Genomic DNA, 18690 nt, shown 5'->3' with positions numbered 1-18690 from the left:
CGTCTCGGTGTTCCTGATGGCGCTCCCGCTCATCCTGGCAATCTTCATGAGCACGCAGACGCCGACGGAAGTGTACGACATCTCGAAGATCGGTTTCGGTAGCGCCGGACTCTCGAACTACCGAACCGCCCTCACCGACTACAACTTGATGCGGTACATGGTGAACTCGTTCGTGATGTCGGCGGTGATCGTCGTCGGTAAGGTGACGCTGTCGCTGCTCGCCGCGCTCGCACTCGTCTACTACCGGCTGCCGTACGAACGAGCGATCTTCATGTTCATCCTGCTCACGCTTCTCATCCCGGTTCCGGTTCGGATCGTCCCGCTGTTTCAGTTGATGGCCGACCTCGGCTGGGCGAACACGTTGCTGGCCATCACCGGCCCGTACATCGCGAGTGCGACCGCGGTGTTCCTGTTCAGACAGCACTTCCTCTCGATTCCGGAGTCGCTGGTCGAAAACGCTCGACTCGACGGCGTCGGCCCGCTCAGCTTTCTCGTTCGCGTCCTCATCCCGATGTCGAAGGGGATGATCGCGGGCGTGTCCGTCATCACGTTCATCTACGCGTGGAACCAGTATCTCTGGCCGCTCATCGTCATCAGCGCCCAGAAGAAGCAGGTGATTCAGGTCGGCATCAAGTACCTGCAGGGCGCGAGCCAGTCCGGACTGACTCAGTGGGGGCTCATAATGGCCGGCGCGGTCATCGCGCTGCTTCCGCCGCTGTTCGTCCTGTACGCCCTGCACCGCCCGCTGCTCGAAACATTCGCGATTCAACAAAAATGACACACATCCAGCTGAACGACCTCACGAAGCGCTTCGGATCGGTCACGGCCGTGAACGGGATCGACCTGACCATCGAGGAGGGCGAGTTCCTCGTGCTGGTCGGGCCGTCAGGCTGCGGGAAGTCCACGACGCTCCGGACGATCGCCGGTCTCGAAGACGTCACCGACGGGACGATCGAGATCGGCGGACGCGTCGTCAACGACGTTCCGCCGAAGGGCCGGGAGATCGCGATGGTCTTCCAGAACTACGCGCTGTACCCGCACATGACCGCGGCGGAGAACATGAAGTTCGGGATGCGCTCGGTCAGCGACTACACGCGCGACCAGATCGACGACCGCGTCGTCGACGCCGCCGAGACGCTCGACATCGAGGAGCTACTCGAACGGAAGCCCAAGAACCTCTCGGGCGGCGAGCGACAGCGCGTCGCGATCGGTCGGGCGCTCGTCCGCGAACCGCAGGTGTTCCTGCTGGACGAGCCGCTGTCGAACCTCGACGCGAAACTCCGGGTGCAGATGCGCGCAGAACTGCTCAAACTCCACCGGACGCTGGAGACGACGACGGTGTACGTGACGCACGACCAGACGGAGGCGATGACGCTCGGCGACCGCGTCGCCGTCCTGAACGACGGCGAGCTCCAGCAGATCGCCGCGCCGCAGACGCTGTACGACTTCCCCCGAAACCGTTTCGTCGCCGAGTTCATCGGTGAGCCGGCGATGAACGTTCTCCCGGTCGAGGTGCAGCGCGACGGCGAGGGGGCCACTGCCGTCCACGACGGATTCGCCGTGGCGCTCCCGGGCGTCGACCGCGCAGCCGCCGACTTCGACGTCGACTCCGACATGCAGGCGTTCTTCGGCGTCCGCCCCGAGGACGTCGGCCTCGCGTCGAAACTCCCCGACGGAACCGGCGCGTTCCACGCCGAAGTGACCGTGACAGAACCACTCGGCGAGCAGTTACTGCTCCACTGCCGAGTCGGCGGCGACGAACTCCAGGTGAAGGTCGAGCCCCGCAGCGACATCTCGGTCGGCGAGTCGGTGACGTTGGGGTTCGATCCCGACCGACTCCACCTGTTCGACCGATCTTCGGGGGCGGCAGTGTACCACTCCACGACCCGAGACGACGAAGGCCGCCCGCCGACCGACGCTGCGCCACCCGTCGAATCCGACGCGGACGCGAGCACTTACTCCGACCGCGACAGCGGAGCCGCGGTGAACGCTCCGTCGGAGCAGCGATGACTGGCGAGTAGTGCCGCGCAACGGACTGCTGCCCACCCGAACGTCCGTGAGAGCGGCGGGCGGGGGTCGTCCGCCTCAGTCGTCCTCAGTGAGGATGTCTGCGGAGAGCCCTTGTGCCATCTGGATGTCCTTGTCGTTGTTGACCGTCCAGGCGGTGCGGTCCGTGACGGCCTCGATGATCTCGCGGGCCGAGGGGTAGCCGTTCCCGGACTTCTTCACGCCGCCGAAGGGCAACTGGACTTCCGCGCCGATGCAGGGGAGGTTCGCGTACGCCAGTCCGAGTTCCGCGTGGTCGCGGTAGTAGTTGATCTGCCGGTAGTCCTCTGAGACGACGGCGACGTCCACAGGGGAATCGACCGGCAGGACTGGCCGGCGTTCGTGGTGCTCGGCGCCTGGGTGGCCGTCACCATCGCCACGCAGTTCCTCGGGACCGAGCTCACGAACGCCAGTCAGGGCTCGCTGCTGACGGTGCTGACGCCGATCTTCGCGGTGGTGCTCGGCGCGAGCGTGCTCGGCGAGCGCGTCACGCGGGCCAAGGCGGCGGGAGTCGTCCTCGCGGCGGTCGGAACCGTCGTCGTCCTCGCCGGCCAGTACGACCTGACCGGCATCGCAGCGGGCAACGCCGCCGGCGTCGCTCTGCTCGTCCTCGCTAGTCTCGCCTGGGCGGGCTACACCGTCTGGGGCGTGGCGGTCGTCCGGAAGTACGGGGCGCTGACCGCCGCAACCTACTCCGCCATCGCGGCCACGCCGATGCTGTTCGTGTTGGCGGTCGTCGAACTCGCCGTCGTCGGCCGGGGTGTCGGCTCCATCCCGCTGTCGGCCGGGTTCCTCTTCGCCGTCGCGTATCTCGGGCTCGCTTCGACCGCCGCGGCGTGGTATCTCTGGTACAAGGGCCTGGAGCACGTTCCTGCCGGAACCGTCGCGGTCTTCTTCTTTTCCTCCAGCCGGTCGTCGGCATCTCGCTCGGCTCGGTGCTGCTCGGCGAACAGGTCGGCCCCGCGTTCGCCGTCGGGAGCCTCGTCATCGGAGCCGGCGTCTGGATCGTCAGCCGAGAACGCGCCGCCGACGCCGGGAGCAACTGACCACGTACGAACGGAGCCGGGCCGCTGCTGTGCCGCTCGACGTCGGCGGTTCCGGTTTCCGTGCCGCCGAGTTCAGGGGAGTGGGACGTCGACGTCGGCTTTCTCGGCGGCGGATTTCACGGTGTTGTACAGCAGCATGGCGCGGGTCATCGGGCCGACGCCGCCGGGGACGGGCGTGATGGCGCCGGCGACGTCTTTCGCGGAGTCGTAGTCGACGTCGCCGACGAGGACGGAGTCGCCGTCGCGTTCGACGCGGTTGATGCCGACGTCGATGACGGTGGCGCCCTCCCGGAGCATGTCGCCGGTGATGAACTCGGGGATGCCGGCGGCGGCGACGACGATGTCGGCGCGGCCGAGGTGGGATTCGAGGTCGTCGGTGTGCGAGTGGCACACCGTGGTGGTCGCGTTGCCGCCGTCGCCGCGGCCGAACAGGAGGTTCGCCATCGGTTTGCCGACGATGTCGGAGCGGCCGACGACGACGGCTTCGGCGCCGTCGGTGTCGACGCCGGCCGACTCGAGGAGCCGCTGGACGCCGTGGGGCGTGCAGGGCTTGAACCGGGGGTTGCCGGCGACGAGCCGCCCGACGTTTTCGGGGTGGAAGCCGTCGACGTCCTTCTCGGGGGCGACGGTGCGGAGGACGCGCCGCGTGTCGACGTGGTCGACGAGGGGCATCTGGACGAGGATGCCGTGGACGTCGTCGTCGTCGTTCAGTTCCTCGATGGTGTCGTACAGTTCGTCGGCGGGCGCGTCGTTGTCGACGTCGACGTGGACGCCGTCGATGCCGACCTCCTCGCAGTCGCGCTGCTTCATCGAGACGTACGTTTCGCTCGCCGGGTCGTCGCTCATCAGCACGGTCGCGAGCCCGGGCCGTTCGCCGGCCTCGGCGAGTCGGTCGACGCAGTCGGCGACGCCGTCGCGGATGTCTGCGGCCACCGCGTTGCCGTCGATGACGTCTGTCATGGCTGAAGGCGATGCGGCGAGCCGTAAGTATCCTCGGATTCGTGCATATCGAGGAGGCGAACCGCAGCGAAGTATGCAGAGACGTGTCTCATCAACGGTTCGAGTCGGCCGCCGCAGAAACCAGGCCGACCGCAGTCGCAGAAGTCGCAGTCGGGTCATCCGCAGCAGCGGTCGAGTCGTCCACGAGAAGTCGTCCGCGGCGTGTGTCACCGGCCTCCGGAGTCGGGCCGGACCGCCCGGCGTGACTCCCGGTCGACTGTCGGGTGACTCTCCGCCGACTATTCGTACAGCGGGTGGGCGTCGGTGAGTTCGTCGACGCGGTCGGAGACGTCGCTGAGCACGGCGTCGTCGTCGGGCGCGTCGACGACGCGGCAGATGAGGTCGCCGACCTCGCGGAGGTCGTCCTCGTCGAAGCCGCGGGTGGTGAGCGCCGGGGTGCCGGCGCGGACGCCGGACGGCTCGAACGGCGACCGCGTCTCGCCCGGCACCGTGTTCGCGTTCAGGACGATGCCGGCGTCTTCGAGCGCCTCCTCCACCTGCTTCCCGGTGGTGTCCGGGTGGCTCGGCCGCAGGTCCGCGAGCACGAGGTGCGTGTCGGTGCCGCCGGAGACGAGGTCGAGGCCGTGGTCGGTCATCGTCTCGGCGAGCGCCTCGGCGTTCGAGACGACCCGCTGTGCGTACGTCTCGAACTCCGGCTGGAGCGCCTCCTTGAACCCGACCGCCTTCCCGGCGATGTTGTGCATCAGCGGGCCGCCCTGCATGCCGGGGATGACGGCTTTGTCGACGGCGGCGGCGAACTCCTCGTCGCACATGATCATGCCGCCGCGGCCGGCGCGAATCGTCTTGTGGGTCGACCCGGTGACGAAGTCGGCGACGCCGACCGGTGACTCGTGGACGCCGGCGGCGACGAGCCCCGTGATGTGGGCGATGTCCGCGAGGTGGTAGGCGTCGACGGCTTCGGCGGCCGCCTGGATGCGCTCCCACTCGACCTCGCGGGGGTACGCCGAGTAGCCCGAGACGACCATGTCGGGGTCGAACGACTCGGCCTTCTCGCGCAGCCCCTCGTAGTCGATGTAGCCGGTGTCGGCGTCCACCTCGTAGTGTTCGACCTCGAAGTGCTCGCCGACGAAGTTCGCGGAGTGGCCGTGGCTGAGGTGGCCGCCGTGGGTGAGGTCGAGGCTGAGGATGCGGTCGCCGGGGTCGAGCGCGGCGATGTAGACGCCCATGTTGGCCTGCGAGCCGCTGTGCGGCTGGACGTTGACGTGGTCCGCGCCCCACAGCTCCTTCGCGCGGTCGATTGCGAGCTGTTCGACGTCGTCGGCGAACTCGCAGCCGCCGTAGTAGCGCTTGCCCGGGTAGCCCTCAGCGTACTTGTTGGTGAGCGCGCTCCCCTGCGCTTCGAGGACCGCCTTCGAGACGTGGTTCTCGGAGGCGATCATCGCGAGCGTGTCGCGCTGCCTGTCGACTTCGCCGACGAGGGCGTCGGCCAGTTCCGGATCCGTGTCGCGAACCTCGGGGTACTCCATACCGCCGCTGCGACGAGCGGACACAAAAACCCAGGTAGTCCCGGCGCGTTCGGGCTTCGCCGACAGGAATAAAAAGGGGTGATTGCGTAGGAGCGTCTAGATGAACGTCGAGACGACTGACGACGGCCTCCGCGCGGTCGACGCCGCCAAGAACGCGCTCACCGTCGAAACCGACGGCTGGGAGGCCGCCGGAGGCGCGCCGTCAGTGCTCGACGCGGTCGACGCCGTCGACGTCGCCGGCAGCCGGCAGCCGGACACCGTCGTCTCGGGCGAGACGCGGCAGCTCCGGTTCCCACCCGTGTTCGCGACGGTCACGGACGTCGACACCGGCGAGACGTTCAGCCTCGACGGCGACGAGGGCCCGGTGTCGCTGCCCCCCGGCAACTACCTGCTCAAGGTCGACAGCCGCGTCGTCGCGTACGTCCGGTTCAGCGGCGCCGTCACGCTGAGCTGCCCCGGCTACGAGCGCCTCCAGCTGGACTTCCCGACGGCGACGACGGCGTCGGTCGGATTCGTCACGACGGTGCTGGAGTCGACGGACCGCATCCGAGTCCCGGAGTCGCCGGCCGGGGTCGCCGCGGCGCTCTCGGCGTTCTCCGCCGGCGGCCGAACGACGACGCCGGACCGGTCGTTCGCGACGATGCGCGGCCACCCGCCGCACGTCGAGTTCGACGACGACGTCGCCGCCGACGGCGCCATCCCGGCGTCCATCCGGGAACGCACCGACGACGCCGACGTCGAACTGACGGTGCCGCCGGAGCTCCGCTACCTGTTCCCGCTCGCGCCGCTCGCGTACTACACCGGCGCGGCCGTCCGGGTCGACCCGGACGCGACGCCGACGCTGACGATTCCGGGCCGCGAGGAGGAACTCGACGCCCTCCCGGCGTTCCAGCGCACCGTCGGGTCGCTGCTCGAACGCGTCTTCTACCTGGACTGTCTCGTCCGGACGGCCGGCCCGCACGGCTCGTCGCTGTCGCGGCGCCCCGTGCTCGACGAACTCGGGCTCGACGCGGACGACCTGTACCGGGAGCCGATGGCGCGGCGGCTCGACGCCTACCTCTCGGTCCCGTTCGACGACGTCCGCGACCGGTTCCCGGAGTGGCACCTGGCGATGGCGGTCGAACCGACGTACGAGCACGTGCGGACGCTGCCGCACCTCGTCGCGAACGTCCCGCACGTGACGCTGCCGGAGGCGACGCGGCTCGACGAGGACGAGTGGCTCGACCGGTCGCTCGGCGACTTCTACCGCGGCGCGGCCGGCGACGTCGCGTCCGTCGAACTCGTCCGGCCGACGGTCGGCCCGGGACGGACGCAGGGGTGGCTCGCAGACGGCGTCCCCATCGACGCGTTCAAAACCGTCCCGGAGGCGTACGAGAACCGCGCCGACTACCTGGACGACGCCGACGAACCGACGTCTATCGTCGCCATCCTCAACGACAGCGGCATGGCCGAAGAGCACGCGCAGGTGGCCGCACACTACCGGCAGCGCGCCGAGGAACTCACCCTCGACATCACCGTCGAAGAACACCTCACCGCCGACGAACTCGCCGACGTGTTCGAGTCCCGGCACGACCTCGTCCACTACATCGGCCACTGCGAGGCCGACGGGCTGCGGTGCGCCGACGGCTACCTGTCCGTGTCGAGCATCGACGAGTCGAACGCCCAGACGTTCTTCCTGAACGCCTGCGGATCGTACCACGAGGGCATCGAACTCATCCGGAAAGGCAGCGTCGCCGGCGGCGTCACGTTCAACTCCGTGCTCGACAGCCACGCGGCGACGGTCGGCACGATGTTCGCGCGGCTGATGGTGAACGGCTACTCCATCGAGCGCGCGCTCGACAAGTCGCGGCGCCGCATCATGACCGGGAAGGACTACGCGGTCGTCGGCGACGGGACGCACGTCCTGACGCAGTCGGTCGACCTCATCGGGACCGACGTCGAAATCCGGGAGACGGGCGACGGCACCTACGGCGTCGACGTGTTCGCCGGAACCCCGGAGTCGACGGGCGGCTACTTCCGGCCGTACCTCCAGGAGGGCGAGGCGACGCACCTGTTCGGCACGGACTGCCACTTCGAGGTGTCACGGCGGGAACTGGAGACGTTCCTGTCGTACGCCGACAGCGCCGTCCTGTACGAGGGAGAACTGCAGTGGTCGGACGCGGTCCTCGACCGGCTCGGCTAGCCGGTCAGGGGCCCTTCGTCGCCTCGATGACGTTCTGCGCCGCGTAGCCGGGCTCGGCCGCCGCCGAGCCGGCCGTCGCGAGGAACGCGACCAGCAGCACCGCTGTCAGCACGGCCTTCGGGTGCGCCGCCGCGTAGCTAGCTGCACTCAACGCCACTGACCGGTTCGGGAGGGTACCTCGAACCATGTCTATACACTCCGATGGGAGATGGAAAAAAGTTTGCGCGGGGTCGGCCGTGCAGGCGGCACCGGGCGGACGTCGGCGACCCGACACCGGCGAGTCTTCCCCTACGATTCGGGGGGTAGCGGGCTTGATTCCCAGGAATTCCCGTTAGTATTAAATACTCACCTGACCGTTGTCTGACCATGTCGAACACCTCGAATTTACTGGAGCGGAACACGGAAGACGTGCTCGCCGGCGTGCTCGAACGGACCGACAACGACCTCGTCGTCGTCGACCCGTCCGCGCAGGTCGTCCGGGCGCTCATCGACATCGCCGCCGACCGCGACGGCGACCTGCCGACGCTCGACGTCGTCGCCGACGAACGGCTCCTGAAGGACGTCATGGACGACTTCCTCGTCGCCGCCGACGCCGCGGACCTCGTCGACGCCGGCGACCTCACCCTCCGGAACCTCGACGAGGACGCCGACAACACCATCCTCGTCGGCGAGGACGAACTGTACGCGCTCGTCACGGCCGGCGACTACGTCGCCGCGCTCGCCGCTGACGACGACTCGTTCATCGCGGACGCCCACGAGACGTACCGCGAGGTCTGGGCGGACGCCGACCAGTTCAACCTCCGGACGCCGGCGCTCTCCCGGGTCCGCGAGACACTCTCCGACGAGATCAGCGACGAGGTCCGCGCCGACTTCGACGGCGTCCTCCAGTCGCTCGAAGCCGCCCGCGGCGACGGCGACGGCCTCGACGAAGTCACGATTTCGCTGCTCGTCGCCGCGAAGAACGACGTGCTGCTGTACGACATCAGCAAGTGGGGCGAGGACGCCGGCATCGCGTCGAAGGCGACGTTCTCCCGCACCAAGACCCGGCTCGAAGACATGGGGCTCATCGACACCGAGAAGGTCCCCATCGACGTCGGCCGGCCGCGCCTCCGCCTCAAACTCGGCGACGACCGGCTCCGCGGCGCCGACGCCGGCGAGCTCGCGAGCGTCGCCCAGAGCATGCTGAACTGAGCCGCCGGCGACTCCGCCACCGCCCCCGCTACCGTTCCCGTCACCGCCCCCGCCACCGTTCGCGCCAGCGCACTACACACCTTTTTGCCGGCGTCGGTCCACGGACCGCGCATGGACATCGCCATCGTCGGACCCGAGCCGGCAGCCGCCGCGCTCCGCGACGCCTTCTCCGACATCGACGCGAACGTCATGGAGGTCGGCGTCGACCTCCTCGACGGCTTCGACTTCGCCGCCGTCGTCGGCACCGCCGGCGACGACGTCTTCGCCGGCGCGAACCGGCTCGTCGACGACTGGGTCGCCGTCGAAATCGGCGGCGTCGGCGGCCGCGCCGTCGAGGGCGTCAACGCCGCGGTCTCGCTGTTCACCGCCGACTCTGGCTGCTACGAGTGTCTCGTCGACCGCGTCGACGCGAACCTCCCGGAGACGGACGCGGCGCCGAAGGGGACGAAGAGCGCGGTGCGGTACGCGGGCGCGCTCGCCGGCCGACGCGCAATCCAGCAGTTCAGCGGCGACGACGTCGGCGGCACCGTCGTGCAGGTTCCCGGGACGGAGCGGTCGTTCCTCCCGTCGCCCGACTGCCGCTGTGGCGGCCACCCGGCCGGCTTCGAACTGAGCTACCGCGAGTCCCCGCTGGAGGACGCCGTCGACCGGATGGACCGCGCCGTCGACGACCAGTTCGGCCTCGTCACGGAGGTCGGCGAGCGGGAGTCGTTCCCGGCGCCGTACTACATCGCGCGGACCACCGACACGTCGGCGTTCGCGGACGCCCGGTGTGCGGAGTTCGCCGCCGGCGTCGCCGCCGACTGGGACGCCGCCTACGCCAAGGCGGTCGGCGAGGCGCTCGAACGCTACTGCGCGGGGACGTACCGCGAGTCGAACTTCAGGCCGGCGCCGACCGAAGGCGTCGTCGACGCGGTCCCGGTCGACCGGTTCGTCCGCCCCGACGACGCGCCGACGCCGGACCCCGACGAGCGCATCCCGTGGACGGGCGGCGTCGACCTGCACACCGGCGACTCCGCGTCGCTGCCGGCCGAGTTCGTCGCGTTCCCGCCGCCGCAAGAGCGGTTCGCGCCCGCCATCACGACCGGGCTCGGACTCGGCGGGTCGACGGTCGACGCGGTGCTGTCGGGGCTGTACGAGGCCGTCGAGCGGGACGCATCGATGCTGGCGTGGTACTCGACGTACGAGCCGATGGGGCTGGACGTCGACGACGACCGCTACCGCGAACTGGTGAAGCGCGCCCGCGCCGAAGGGCTGACGGCGACGCCGCTGCTGCTCACGCAGGACGTCGACGTCCCGGTGGTCGGCGTCGCGGTCCACCGCGACGGCGACTGGCCGAAGTTCGCGATGGGGTCCGCCGCGGACCTCGACGCCGGCGACGCCGCGGCGTCGGCGCTCGCCGAGGCGCTCCAGAACTGGATGGAGCTGCGCGCGATGGGGGCGGAACAGGCGGACGACGAGGAGGGCGCCATCGGCGCGTACGCCGACTTCCCCGAGCGCGTCCGCGGGTTCGTCGAGCCGGACGTCACGGTCCCGGCGGCCGACCTGGCCGAGTCCGCGTCGGGGCAGGCGGAACTGGACGCGCTGCTCGGCCACGTCGCCGACGCGGACCTCGACGCGTACGCCGCCCGGCTCACGACGCGCGACGTCGCCGACCTCGGCTTCGAGGCCGTCCGGGTGCTCGTCCCGGCGGCGCAGCCGCTGTTCACCGGCGACGCCTACTTCGGCGACCGGCTCCGCGACGTCCCCGAGTCGATGGGGTTCGAGCCGGCGCCCGACCGCGCGTACCACCCGTTCCCCTGACCGGCGCCGTGCGGCGTGGCCCGCGGAAGCGACGACCCGGCGGCCGAACCCGACGCGTTCTTACGCCAGCGGGGGCTCGGAACCGTCACTAGCTGACCCTCTATGCCGCGGTTCATCCACTACTCCGACGTCGAGAACGTCTACGACGACCCCGAGCGCGCCGGCCGTCTGGCCGCGTGCATCAGCGAACTGGACGGCCCGGACGCCCTCGTCGTCGGCACCGGCGACAACACCGCGCCGGGCGTCGTCGCGACGGTGTCGCGCGGCCGCGGCGCCATCGACTTCTTCGAGGCCATCGGGGCCGACGTGGAGACGTTCGGCAACCACGACTTCGACTTCGGCGCGGACGCGACCCGCGACATCGTCGCGTCGTCGCCGCAGACGTGGGTGTCCGCGAACGTCCGCGACGAGAACGGCGAGCCGTTCGGGCGCGCCGAAGGCGTCGTTCCGTGGACCGTCGAGTCGGTCGACGGCGCCCGAGTCGGCGTGTTCGGCGTCACCGACCCGGCGACGGACTCGCTGAACCCGATGGCGGCCGACCTCGGCTTCACCGACCCGTACGAGGCCGCCGAAGCCGCCGTCGCCGACCTCAGGGGCGAAGGCGTCGATTACGTCGTCGCCGCGTCCCATCTCGGCGGCGGCGACGACGACCTCGCACGCGTCGACGGCGTCGACCTCGTCCTCGGCGGACACGTCCACTCCGAGCGCGCCGAGACCGTCGACGGCGTGCTCTGCACCCGCCCCGGCGTCAACGGCGAAGTCGTGCTCGAAGTCGAACTCACCGCCGACGGCGCGTCGGTCACGCGGCACGAACCAGCGCCGCTCTCCGGCGACGGAGACGACGGCCGCGGCGACGAGGACGGCCGCGGCGGCGACGACGGCCGACCCGGCTCGGTCAACGAACGGCTCGTCGCGTCGCTCCGCGAACGCCTCGCGTCGGCCGGACTCGACGACGTCGTCGGCACCGTCGACGACCCAATCGAGCGGACGGAGGCGGCGATTCACGGCGGCGAGTCCCGCGTCGGGAACCTCGTCGCCGACGCGTACCGGCGGGAGGCTGACGCCGACGTCGGCCTGCAGAACGCCGGCGGCATCAGGCGCGGCCACGCGCTCGCCGGCGACGTGACCCTCGCCGACCTCATCTCCATCGTCCCGTTCGAAGAGCCGGTCGTGACGGTAGAACTGACCGGCGCGGAGCTACTGGACGCCTTCCGGGAGATGTCGGCGTCGGTCGCGGACTTCGGCGAGCCCGACTGGTGGCACGGCCACGTCAGCGGCGCCGAAATCGTCTGGGACGACGACGCAGCCGCGCTCGTCGCCGCCACCGTCGGCGGCGACCCGGTCGACCCGGACGCCGTCTACGAGGTGGCGCTCCCCGAGTACCTGCTGCACTCCGACCACGAGTTCCCGACCATCGAGCAGCGCCACCGCGCCGCGGAACACGGCATCCAGCACGACGCAATCGCCGACTACGTCCGGGAGGCCGGGCTGTCAGTCGCGGTCGAAGGCCGGATTCGGCGCGTGAACCGCGGCGGCGACGTCGATGACGCGGACGCCGCGGACGACGCCGATGACACCGGCGACATCGACGACACCGGCGGCTCGCAGTGACGTCGAGTCTGGCCCGACGCGGATTCGGCGGGCGGCGGAGAGAGGTAGGGTTTAGTTCGCGGCGGGCGACGACCGGACGATGACGCTCGTGGTCGTCCCCGTCCGGTATCCGCTGTCGAAACACTCGAAGGCGACGCTGTCGGAGGCCGTCCGCATCGCCGACGAGCGGGACGCCGACCTCACGATTCTCCACGTCGACCTGTATCAGGACTCCCGCGACGTCACCAGGGCCGACCTGCGGCGGGCGGTCCAGCGGGAACTCGGCGCCATCGACAACGCCCGGTACGTCGTCCGCAAGGGGTTCCTCGTGGAGGAGACCATCCTCGACGAGGTCGCCGCCGAGCGCGCCGACGTCGTCGTCATCGGCGCGAAGCAAGCGAGCCGGTGGCGCCGCACCTTCCGGAAGCTGCTGTCCGACCCGGACATCGAGTCGTACCTGCGCGGGAAACTGGACGCGACGGTCATCACCGTCGGCGCCGCCGACGCCACGGAACAGTGACCGGGCTCCCCGAGACGCGGCGCGCGCTGGTCGACGCGCTCGGCGACGGCCCCGTCACCGGTCCGGCGCTCGCCGACCGGCTCGGCGTCTCCCGCGCCGCCGTCTGGAAACACGTCGAGGCGCTCCGGGACGCCGGCGTCGAGGTCGCGTCGACCGACGACGGCTACGTCGTCGGCGACGTCACCGGCTACTCGGCCGAGGCGCTCGCGTACGGGCTGGACGCCCGGTACGCCGTCGAGTTCCACGACAGCATCGGCTCCACGAACGACCGCGCGCGCGAACTCGCACAGGACGGCGCCGCCGACGTCGCGGTCGTCGCGGACGAACAGACCGCCTCGCGCGGCCGACTCGACCGCGACTGGTCGTCGCCGCCGGGCGGCGTCTGGTTCTCCGTCGTCCTCCGGCCGGACGTCCCGCCGGCGCACGCGCCGGCGTTCACGCTCGCGATGGCCGTCGCCGTCGCGGACGCCTGCCGCGAGGTCGGCGTCGACGCCCGAATCAAGTGGCCGAACGACGTTATCGTCGGCGACGAGGCGGATGCAGGCGGCGACGCGGACGCCGAGGAGACCCCCGTCGCCGGCGGTCGCGGCGGTCGGAAGCTCTGCGGCGTTCTCACCGAGATGGAGGGCGAGGCGGACCGGGTGTCGTGGCTCGTCGTCGGCGTCGGGCTGAACGCGAACGTCGACCCGGACGACCTCCCGGCGGACGCGGACGCCACGAGTCTCGCCGCCGAACGCGGCGGCGAGGTGAACCGGCGCGTCCTCGTTCAGCGCGTCCTCGAACGGTTCGAGGAACTGCGCGGCGACCTCCGCGGGGCCGTCGATGCGTGGCGCGACCGGAGCGACACGCTCGGCCGGCGCGTCCGCGTCGACACGCCGGGCGGCGTCGTCGAAGGCGAGGCGGTCGGCGTCGCGTTCCCCGGCGCGCTCGTCGTCGACACCGGCGACGAGCAGGTGCAGGTGACGGCCGGCGACTGCGAACACCTCCGGTCGGCGTGAGAATCGGGGCCGCGTCGCCGCCGCCGCTGGTGGTGGGTCGCCGCCGGCGGTCAGTCGTCGCCGGCGACCCGGACCGTGAGCACAGGAACCGACGAGCCGCGGACCACTTTTTCGGCGACGCTGCCGAGCAGCAGCCGGTCGATGCCGCCCCGTCCGTGCGTCCCCATCACGACGAGGTCGCAGTCGTGCTCCTCGGCGTACCGGACGATTTCCTTGCTCGGCGACCCGTCGACGATGGCGGACTCGACGGGGACCTCGTAGTCGTCCGCGATGGCCTCCACCATCGCGATGGCGTCCTCCGCGTCCGACCGCAGCATCTCGTCGATGCCCTCCCACGCGGACTCCATCGGCATCCCGGCGTAACTGGCGGAGTTCACGACGTACAGCGCGTGCAGGGTCGCGCCGTGCTGGACGGCTAAATCGACGGCGTGCCGGACGGCGCGCTCGACGCCTTCCGAACCGTCAGTCGGGACGAGAATCCGCTCGTACATCCCCATGTGAACGTCTGTCGGACCCTATTCGCCCTGCGGCTTAATGGTTCGCCTCGGAACGAGCGGCGAGCGCGGAGCGCGAAGCGAGCCGTCGCGTGGCCGGCCGGGACGTTGTGCTGCGGTATCCGTCCGCACGGTTTTCGGCTCCGGAAGGCAACCCTTAAACGCCGCGCGGCGGACAATTGACCTATGGCTGGATCCATCGAAGTACTCGTCCCCGGTGGCCAGGCGAACCCTGGCCCGCCGCTCGGGCCGGAGCTCGGCCCGACCCCGGTGGACGTGCAGGCGGTCGTTCAGGAGATCAACGACCAGACCGAGGCGTTCGACGGCATGGAAGTCCCCGTCACCGTCGACTACGAAGACGACGGCTCGTTCGAAATCGAAGTCGGCGTCCCGCCGACGGCGGAGCTCATCAAGGACGAAGCCGGCTTCGACACCGGCTCCGGCGAGCCGCAGGAGAACTTCGTCGCCGACCTGAGCGTCGAACAGCTCAAGAAGGTCGCCGAGCAGAAACACTCCGACCTGCTCGCGTACGACGTGAAGAACGCCGCGAAGGAGGTCGCCGGGACGTGCGTGACGCTCGGCGTCACCATCGAGGGCGAGGACGCGCGCACCTTCAAGCAGCGCGTCGACTCCGGCGAGTACGACGACGTGCTCGCGGAAGAAGCGGCCGCGTAAGCCGCCCGGCGGCTCCCTCTCTCTTTCCGTCGACGCAGTCGCCCGGAGTGCAGACTGCGTCGCGCGTCGACCCGTCGCCCTTCGGCGGGACCGTGTGAGCCCGTTACGCGGCCCCAGCGCTTCGGAGCCCTTAAGTGGCTCATGACCGTTCCCCGATGTGAGACAGGCGTACGCCTGTTTCACTGACCCGTAGGAGCATACCGCGTACTACGGAGGTGAAAAATGGCAGATACGATTGAAGAGGCTGTATCCCAAGCGCTAGATGAGGCCCCCGCTCGCAACTTCCGCGAGACCGTGGACCTGGCCATTAATCTACGCGACTTAGACCTTAACGACCCGTCGAATCGAGTCGACGACGAGGTTGTCCTGCCGAGCGGAACCGGTCAGGAGACCCAAATCGTCGTAATCGCGGAGGGCGAGACCGCCCTGCGCGCGGAAGACGTCGCCGACGAAGTGCTGTCGGGCGACGACCTGCAGGACCTCGCCGACGAAGAAGGCGAGGCCAAGGATCTCGCCGATGAAACGGACTTCTTCATCGCCGAGGCCGACATGATGCAGAACGTCGCGTCCGCCCTCGGGCGGATCCTGGGGCCGCGCGGCAAGATGCCGACGCCGCTTCAGCCCGACGACGACGTCGTCGAGACCGTCAACCGCATGAAAAACACCGTCCAGCTGCGGTCCCGTGACCGTCGGACGTTCCACACGCGCGTCGGCGCGGAGGACATGTCCCCCGACGAGATTTCGGACAACATCGACGTCATCATCCGCCGGCTGGAAGCGGACCTCGAGAAGGGGCCGCTGAACCTCGACGGCATCTACGTCAAGACGACGATGGGGCCGTCCGTGGAGGTGCCCGTCTGATGAGTTCGAGCGAGGCACGCAAAACCGAGACCATCCCCGAGTGGAAACGTGACGAGGTCGACGAGCTCGTCGACTTCCTCGACAGCTACGCCTCGGTCGGTATCGTCGGCGTCACCGGCATTCCGAGCCGGCAGCTCCAGGCGATGCGCCGTGACCTGCACGGCAGCGCCGAGCTCCGGATGAGCCGGAACACGCTCGTCGTTCGGGCGCTCGAAGACGTCGACGACGGCCTCGAACAGCTCACGGAGTACGTGAGCGGCGAGGTCGGCCTCATCGGCACGAACGACAACCCGTTCGGGCTGTACAAGCAGCTCGAGGCGTCGAAGACGCCGGCCCCGATCAGCGCCGGCGAGGTCGCCCCGAACGACATCGTCATCCCCGAGGGCGACACCGGCGTCGACCCGGGTCCGTTCGTCGGCGAACTCCAGCAGGTCGGCGCTGACGCGCGCATCCAGGAAGGGTCGATTCAGGTCCTTTCGGACTCGACGGTGCTCGAAGCCGGCGAGGAAGTGTCCGCGGACCTCGCGGGCGTCCTCGACCAGCTCGGCATCGAGCCGAAGGAGGTCGGGCTCGACCTCCGCGGCGTCTACTCCGAGGGCGTCCTGTTCGAGCCGGACGAACTCGCCATCGACGTGGACGAGTACCGCGCGGACATCCAGTCCGCCGCGGCCGCCGCACGCAACCTCTCGGTCAACAGCAGCTACCCGACGGCGCAGACCGCCGGGACGCTGCTGGCGAAGGCCGCCGGCAACGCGAAGTCCGTCGGTCTCTACGCCGCCATCGAGGACGAAGAGCTGATGCCGGACCTCGTGTCGAAGGCCGACGCGCAGCTGCGCGCGCTCGCCGCCGCCATCGACGACGAGGAGGCGCTCCCGGAGGAGCTCCGCGGCGTCGAAGCCGCTGCGCCGGCCGCCGAGGCCGAGGCCACCGAGGAAGAATCGAGCGACGAAGACACCGAGTCCGCTGAGGACGCCGACGACGCCGACGAGTCCGACGAGGACGACGACGGCGACGCAGGCGACGGCCTCGGCGCGATGTTCGGATAACCACTCACAAACTTCAGACCAATGGAATACGTTTACGCTGCACTCATCCTGAACGAAACGGGCGAAGAGATCAACGAGGACAACGTCACGGCCGTGCTCGAAGCGGCCGGCGTCGACGTCGAGGAGTCCCGCGTCAAGGCGCTCGTCGCCGCGCTGGAAGACGTCGACATCGAGGAGGCCATCGAGACGGCCGCCGCTGCCCCCGCTGCGGGCGCGGCCGGCGGCGCCGCCGCTGGCGGCGAGGCCGAAGCGGAGGAGTCCGAGGAAGCCGAAGCGGAGGAAGCCGAAGCGGAGGAAGCCGAAGAAGAAGAGGAAGACGGCGACGAAGGCGAAGGGCTCGGCGAGCTCTTCGGCTAACTCGGCGACGCTCCGCAGTCCACACCGCTTCTTTCGACGCTCCGCGCGACAGCGCCAGCGCCGCGTCTGCGGCGAACGTCTAAGTACGGGAACGCGGCCACTCCGCGTCGATGCTCGTGGCGCCACCCCCCGCAGCCCACCTTCCGCTCGTCGTGCCGGCCGCAGCGGCGACGCTCGTGGCGTACACCGTCGCGGGCTGTGCGCTCGGCTGCCTGAGCGGGCTGCTCCCGGGGCTCCACGCCAACAACTTCGCGATGCTGCTCGCCGCCGTCGCCCCCGCCGTCGACGCGCCCCCGCTCCCGCTCGGCTGCGCGATGCTGTCGGCGGGCGTCGTCCACACCTTCCTCGACGTCGTCCCGTCGCTCGCGCTCGGCGTCCCCGACGCCGCGATGGCGGTGTCGGCGTTGCCGGGCCACCGGCTGGTCATCGAGGGCCGCGGCCGTGAGGCGCTCCGGCTGTCCGCGCTCGGTAGCGGCGGCGCGATACTGCTCGCCGTCCCGGCGGCGGTCCCGCTCACGGCCGCGATGCGAGCGGCGTACGGGGAACTGCGGGCCGCCCTTCCGCTGCTCCTGCTCGGCGTCGTCGTCGCGCTCGTCGCCTCCGAGCCGACGTGGAGACGGCGAGTCGGCGGCGCCGTCGCCTTCCTCCTCGCCGCGTCGCTCGGGCACGCGGCGCTCTCGCTCCCGGTCCGTGGGGCGCTCGGCGCGGGCGGCGTGTTGACGCCGCTGTTCGCCGGGCTGTTCGGCGCGCCCGTGCTGCTGGACGCACTCGACGGCGGCGGCGTGCCGGCGCAGGCGGACGCGCGGCTCGCACTCGGCCGACGCGACGTCGCCGCGACGACGGCCGCCGGCACCGCCGCGGGGGCCGCCGTCGGCTACCTCCCCGGCGTCTCGGCGGGCGTCGCGTCCACGCTGGCGCTGCCGCTCACCCGCGGCCGCGACCCGGCCCGCGAGTACGTCGTCGCGACGAGCGGCGCGAACACGGCGACCGCGGTGTTCGCGCTGTTCGCGTTCGCCGCGCTCGACGCGCCGCGCTCCGGGGTGCTGGTCGCGATGCGCGACGCCGGCGTCCCGGCCGCGTTGCCGACGTTCGTCCCGGTCGTCGTCGTCGCCGCGGCGGTCGGCTTTCTCGCCGTGCTGGTGGTCGGCAACGCGGCGTTCCGCGTCGTCGGCGCGGTGAATCAGCGGCGGCTCGTCGGCTCGGTGCTGGCGCTGCTCGTCGCGCTGTCGTGGCTGTTCGCCGGCGCCGCCGGCGTCGTGGTGCTGGCCGCGGCGGCGGTGGTCGGACTCGTCCCGCCGCGGCTCGGCTGCCGACGCGTCCACCTGATGGGCGTGTTGCTCGGCCCGCTCGTCGTCGGCGGCTGAAAGACAACCGTTAAAAGCCGCGCGGCGGTTC

The 18690-nt window shown here is 70.3% G+C and carries 17 protein-coding genes and 2 pseudogenes; 14 read left to right on the top strand and 5 right to left on the bottom strand.

Features of this window, described 5'->3' with window-relative positions; genetic code table 11:
- Positions 1-16 precede the first annotated feature (16 nt).
- Positions 17-778 (top strand): carbohydrate ABC transporter permease, encoded by a 762-nt coding sequence (locus ACQUS7_RS11105; RefSeq protein WP_435129787.1) that lies wholly within the window; start codon positions 17-19, stop codon positions 776-778.
- Positions 775-2010, top strand: a complete 1236-nt coding sequence (locus tag ACQUS7_RS11100; protein WP_435129665.1) for an ABC transporter ATP-binding protein — start codon at positions 775-777, stop codon at positions 2008-2010. The genes ACQUS7_RS11105 and ACQUS7_RS11100 overlap by 4 nt, the downstream gene beginning before the upstream one ends.
- Positions 2011-2085: 75 nt before the next feature.
- On the opposite strand, the pseudogene ACQUS7_RS11095 reads toward ACQUS7_RS11100, so the two are convergent.
- A pseudogene (locus ACQUS7_RS11095) lies at positions 2086-2346 on the bottom strand (aldehyde dehydrogenase family protein); the annotation flags it as partial.
- A 42-nt stretch (positions 2347-2388) separates the two neighbouring features.
- Here ACQUS7_RS11095 and ACQUS7_RS11090 point away from each other — a divergent pair.
- A pseudogene (locus tag ACQUS7_RS11090) lies at positions 2389-2892 on the top strand (EamA family transporter); the annotation flags it as partial.
- 272 nt (positions 2893-3164) lie between these two features.
- Here the strand turns inward: ACQUS7_RS11090 and ACQUS7_RS11085 are convergent.
- On the bottom strand, positions 3165-4052 hold the full coding sequence (locus ACQUS7_RS11085; RefSeq protein WP_435147023.1) for a tetrahydrofolate dehydrogenase/cyclohydrolase catalytic domain-containing protein: 888 nt from the start codon (positions 4050-4052) through the stop codon (positions 3165-3167).
- Positions 4053-4330: 278 nt separating this feature from the next.
- Positions 4331-5578 carry a serine hydroxymethyltransferase gene (gene glyA / locus ACQUS7_RS11080; RefSeq protein ID WP_435147021.1) on the bottom strand — a complete coding sequence of 416 codons (1248 nt, stop codon included), beginning with the start codon at positions 5576-5578 and terminating at the stop codon, positions 4331-4333.
- A gap of 100 nt (positions 5579-5678) precedes the next feature.
- Between glyA and ACQUS7_RS11075 the strand changes: the two genes are divergently transcribed.
- Positions 5679-7760, top strand: coding sequence for a hypothetical protein (locus ACQUS7_RS11075; RefSeq protein WP_435147019.1), 2082 nt, complete (start codon positions 5679-5681; stop codon positions 7758-7760).
- 4 nt (positions 7761-7764) lie between these two features.
- Here the strand turns inward: ACQUS7_RS11075 and ACQUS7_RS11070 are convergent, their stop codons facing one another.
- Entirely contained in the window at positions 7765-7947 is a 183-nt protein-coding gene (locus ACQUS7_RS11070) for a hypothetical protein (protein WP_435147017.1), read from the bottom strand.
- 179 nt (positions 7948-8126) lie between these two features.
- Here ACQUS7_RS11070 and tbsP point away from each other — a divergent pair, with 179 nt between their 5' ends.
- The 5 genes from tbsP (at position 8127) to ACQUS7_RS11045 (ending at position 13862) form a co-directional block, all read left to right on the top strand.
- Positions 8127-8951: a transcriptional regulator TbsP gene (gene tbsP / locus ACQUS7_RS11065; protein ID WP_435147015.1), complete on the top strand. Its 825-nt coding sequence runs from the start codon at positions 8127-8129 to the stop codon at positions 8949-8951.
- Positions 8952-9062: 111 nt separating this feature from the next.
- Positions 9063-10754 carry a YcaO-like family protein gene (locus ACQUS7_RS11060; RefSeq protein WP_435147013.1) on the top strand — a complete coding sequence of 564 codons (1692 nt, stop codon included), beginning with the start codon at positions 9063-9065 and terminating at the stop codon, positions 10752-10754.
- Positions 10755-10856: 102 nt separating this feature from the next.
- Positions 10857-12365 (top strand): bifunctional metallophosphatase/5'-nucleotidase, encoded by a 1509-nt coding sequence (locus tag ACQUS7_RS11055; protein WP_435147011.1) that lies wholly within the window; start codon positions 10857-10859, stop codon positions 12363-12365.
- A gap of 79 nt (positions 12366-12444) precedes the next feature.
- Positions 12445-12864 (top strand): universal stress protein, encoded by a 420-nt coding sequence (locus ACQUS7_RS11050; protein ID WP_435129638.1) that lies wholly within the window; start codon positions 12445-12447, stop codon positions 12862-12864.
- On the top strand, positions 12861-13862 hold the full coding sequence (locus ACQUS7_RS11045) for a biotin--[acetyl-CoA-carboxylase] ligase (protein ID WP_435129635.1): 1002 nt from the start codon (positions 12861-12863) through the stop codon (positions 13860-13862). The genes ACQUS7_RS11050 and ACQUS7_RS11045 overlap by 4 nt, the downstream gene beginning before the upstream one ends.
- Before the next feature lie 50 nt (positions 13863-13912).
- Here the strand turns inward: ACQUS7_RS11045 and ACQUS7_RS11040 are convergent, their stop codons facing one another.
- Positions 13913-14359: a universal stress protein gene (locus ACQUS7_RS11040; RefSeq protein ID WP_435147008.1), complete on the bottom strand. Its 447-nt coding sequence runs from the start codon at positions 14357-14359 to the stop codon at positions 13913-13915.
- Positions 14360-14542: 183 nt separating this feature from the next.
- Between ACQUS7_RS11040 and ACQUS7_RS11035 the strand changes: the two genes are divergently transcribed.
- The 5 genes from ACQUS7_RS11035 to ACQUS7_RS11015 all read left to right on the top strand — a co-directional run bounded on the left by ACQUS7_RS11035 (position 14543) and on the right by ACQUS7_RS11015 (position 18659).
- A complete protein-coding gene (locus tag ACQUS7_RS11035; protein WP_435129629.1) occupies positions 14543-15031 on the top strand; it encodes a 50S ribosomal protein L11 in 489 nt (162 codons plus the stop codon).
- 222 nt (positions 15032-15253) lie between these two features.
- Complete coding sequence (locus tag ACQUS7_RS11030) at positions 15254-15892, top strand: 50S ribosomal protein L1 (RefSeq protein ID WP_435129626.1); 639 nt, start codon at positions 15254-15256, stop codon at positions 15890-15892.
- Positions 15892-16938, top strand: coding sequence for a 50S ribosomal protein L10 (locus ACQUS7_RS11025; RefSeq protein ID WP_435129623.1), 1047 nt, complete (start codon positions 15892-15894; stop codon positions 16936-16938). Before ACQUS7_RS11030 ends, ACQUS7_RS11025 begins: the two co-directional genes overlap by 1 nt.
- 21 nt (positions 16939-16959) lie before the next feature.
- Complete coding sequence (rpl12p, locus tag ACQUS7_RS11020) at positions 16960-17295, top strand: 50S ribosomal protein P1 (RefSeq protein WP_435129620.1); 336 nt, start codon at positions 16960-16962, stop codon at positions 17293-17295.
- Positions 17296-17405: 110 nt separating this feature from the next.
- Complete coding sequence (locus ACQUS7_RS11015) at positions 17406-18659, top strand: tripartite tricarboxylate transporter permease (protein WP_435147003.1); 1254 nt, start codon at positions 17406-17408, stop codon at positions 18657-18659.
- Positions 18660-18690 lie beyond the last annotated feature (31 nt).

The sequence above is a fragment of the Halobaculum sp. P14 genome (assembly GCF_051195155.1).
Lineage (GTDB): Archaea > Halobacteriota > Halobacteria > Halobacteriales > Haloferacaceae > JBNTKA01.
Note: the sequence above shows the minus strand (reverse complement) of the source record. Positions and strands in the feature narration are given on the sequence as shown.

Coding starts and splice junctions, on each gene's coding strand:
- ACQUS7_RS11105 (WP_435129787.1), top strand. CDS start 17: ATGGCGCTCCCGCTCATCCTGGCAATCTTCATGAGCACGCAGACGCCG.
- ACQUS7_RS11100 (WP_435129665.1), top strand. CDS start 775: ATGACACACATCCAGCTGAACGACCTCACGAAGCGCTTCGGATCGGTC.
- ACQUS7_RS11085 (WP_435147023.1), bottom strand. CDS start 4,052: ATGACAGACGTCATCGACGGCAACGCGGTGGCCGCAGACATCCGCGAC.
- glyA (WP_435147021.1), bottom strand. CDS start 5,578: ATGGAGTACCCCGAGGTTCGCGACACGGATCCGGAACTGGCCGACGCC.
- ACQUS7_RS11075 (WP_435147019.1), top strand. CDS start 5,679: ATGAACGTCGAGACGACTGACGACGGCCTCCGCGCGGTCGACGCCGCC.
- ACQUS7_RS11070 (WP_435147017.1), bottom strand. CDS start 7,947: ATGGTTCGAGGTACCCTCCCGAACCGGTCAGTGGCGTTGAGTGCAGCT.
- tbsP (WP_435147015.1), top strand. CDS start 8,127: ATGTCGAACACCTCGAATTTACTGGAGCGGAACACGGAAGACGTGCTC.
- ACQUS7_RS11060 (WP_435147013.1), top strand. CDS start 9,063: ATGGACATCGCCATCGTCGGACCCGAGCCGGCAGCCGCCGCGCTCCGC.
- ACQUS7_RS11055 (WP_435147011.1), top strand. CDS start 10,857: ATGCCGCGGTTCATCCACTACTCCGACGTCGAGAACGTCTACGACGAC.
- ACQUS7_RS11050 (WP_435129638.1), top strand. CDS start 12,445: ATGACGCTCGTGGTCGTCCCCGTCCGGTATCCGCTGTCGAAACACTCG.
- ACQUS7_RS11040 (WP_435147008.1), bottom strand. CDS start 14,359: ATGGGGATGTACGAGCGGATTCTCGTCCCGACTGACGGTTCGGAAGGC.
- ACQUS7_RS11035 (WP_435129629.1), top strand. CDS start 14,543: ATGGCTGGATCCATCGAAGTACTCGTCCCCGGTGGCCAGGCGAACCCT.
- ACQUS7_RS11030 (WP_435129626.1), top strand. CDS start 15,254: ATGGCAGATACGATTGAAGAGGCTGTATCCCAAGCGCTAGATGAGGCC.
- ACQUS7_RS11025 (WP_435129623.1), top strand. CDS start 15,892: ATGAGTTCGAGCGAGGCACGCAAAACCGAGACCATCCCCGAGTGGAAA.
- rpl12p (WP_435129620.1), top strand. CDS start 16,960: ATGGAATACGTTTACGCTGCACTCATCCTGAACGAAACGGGCGAAGAG.
- ACQUS7_RS11015 (WP_435147003.1), top strand. CDS start 17,406: ATGCTCGTGGCGCCACCCCCCGCAGCCCACCTTCCGCTCGTCGTGCCG.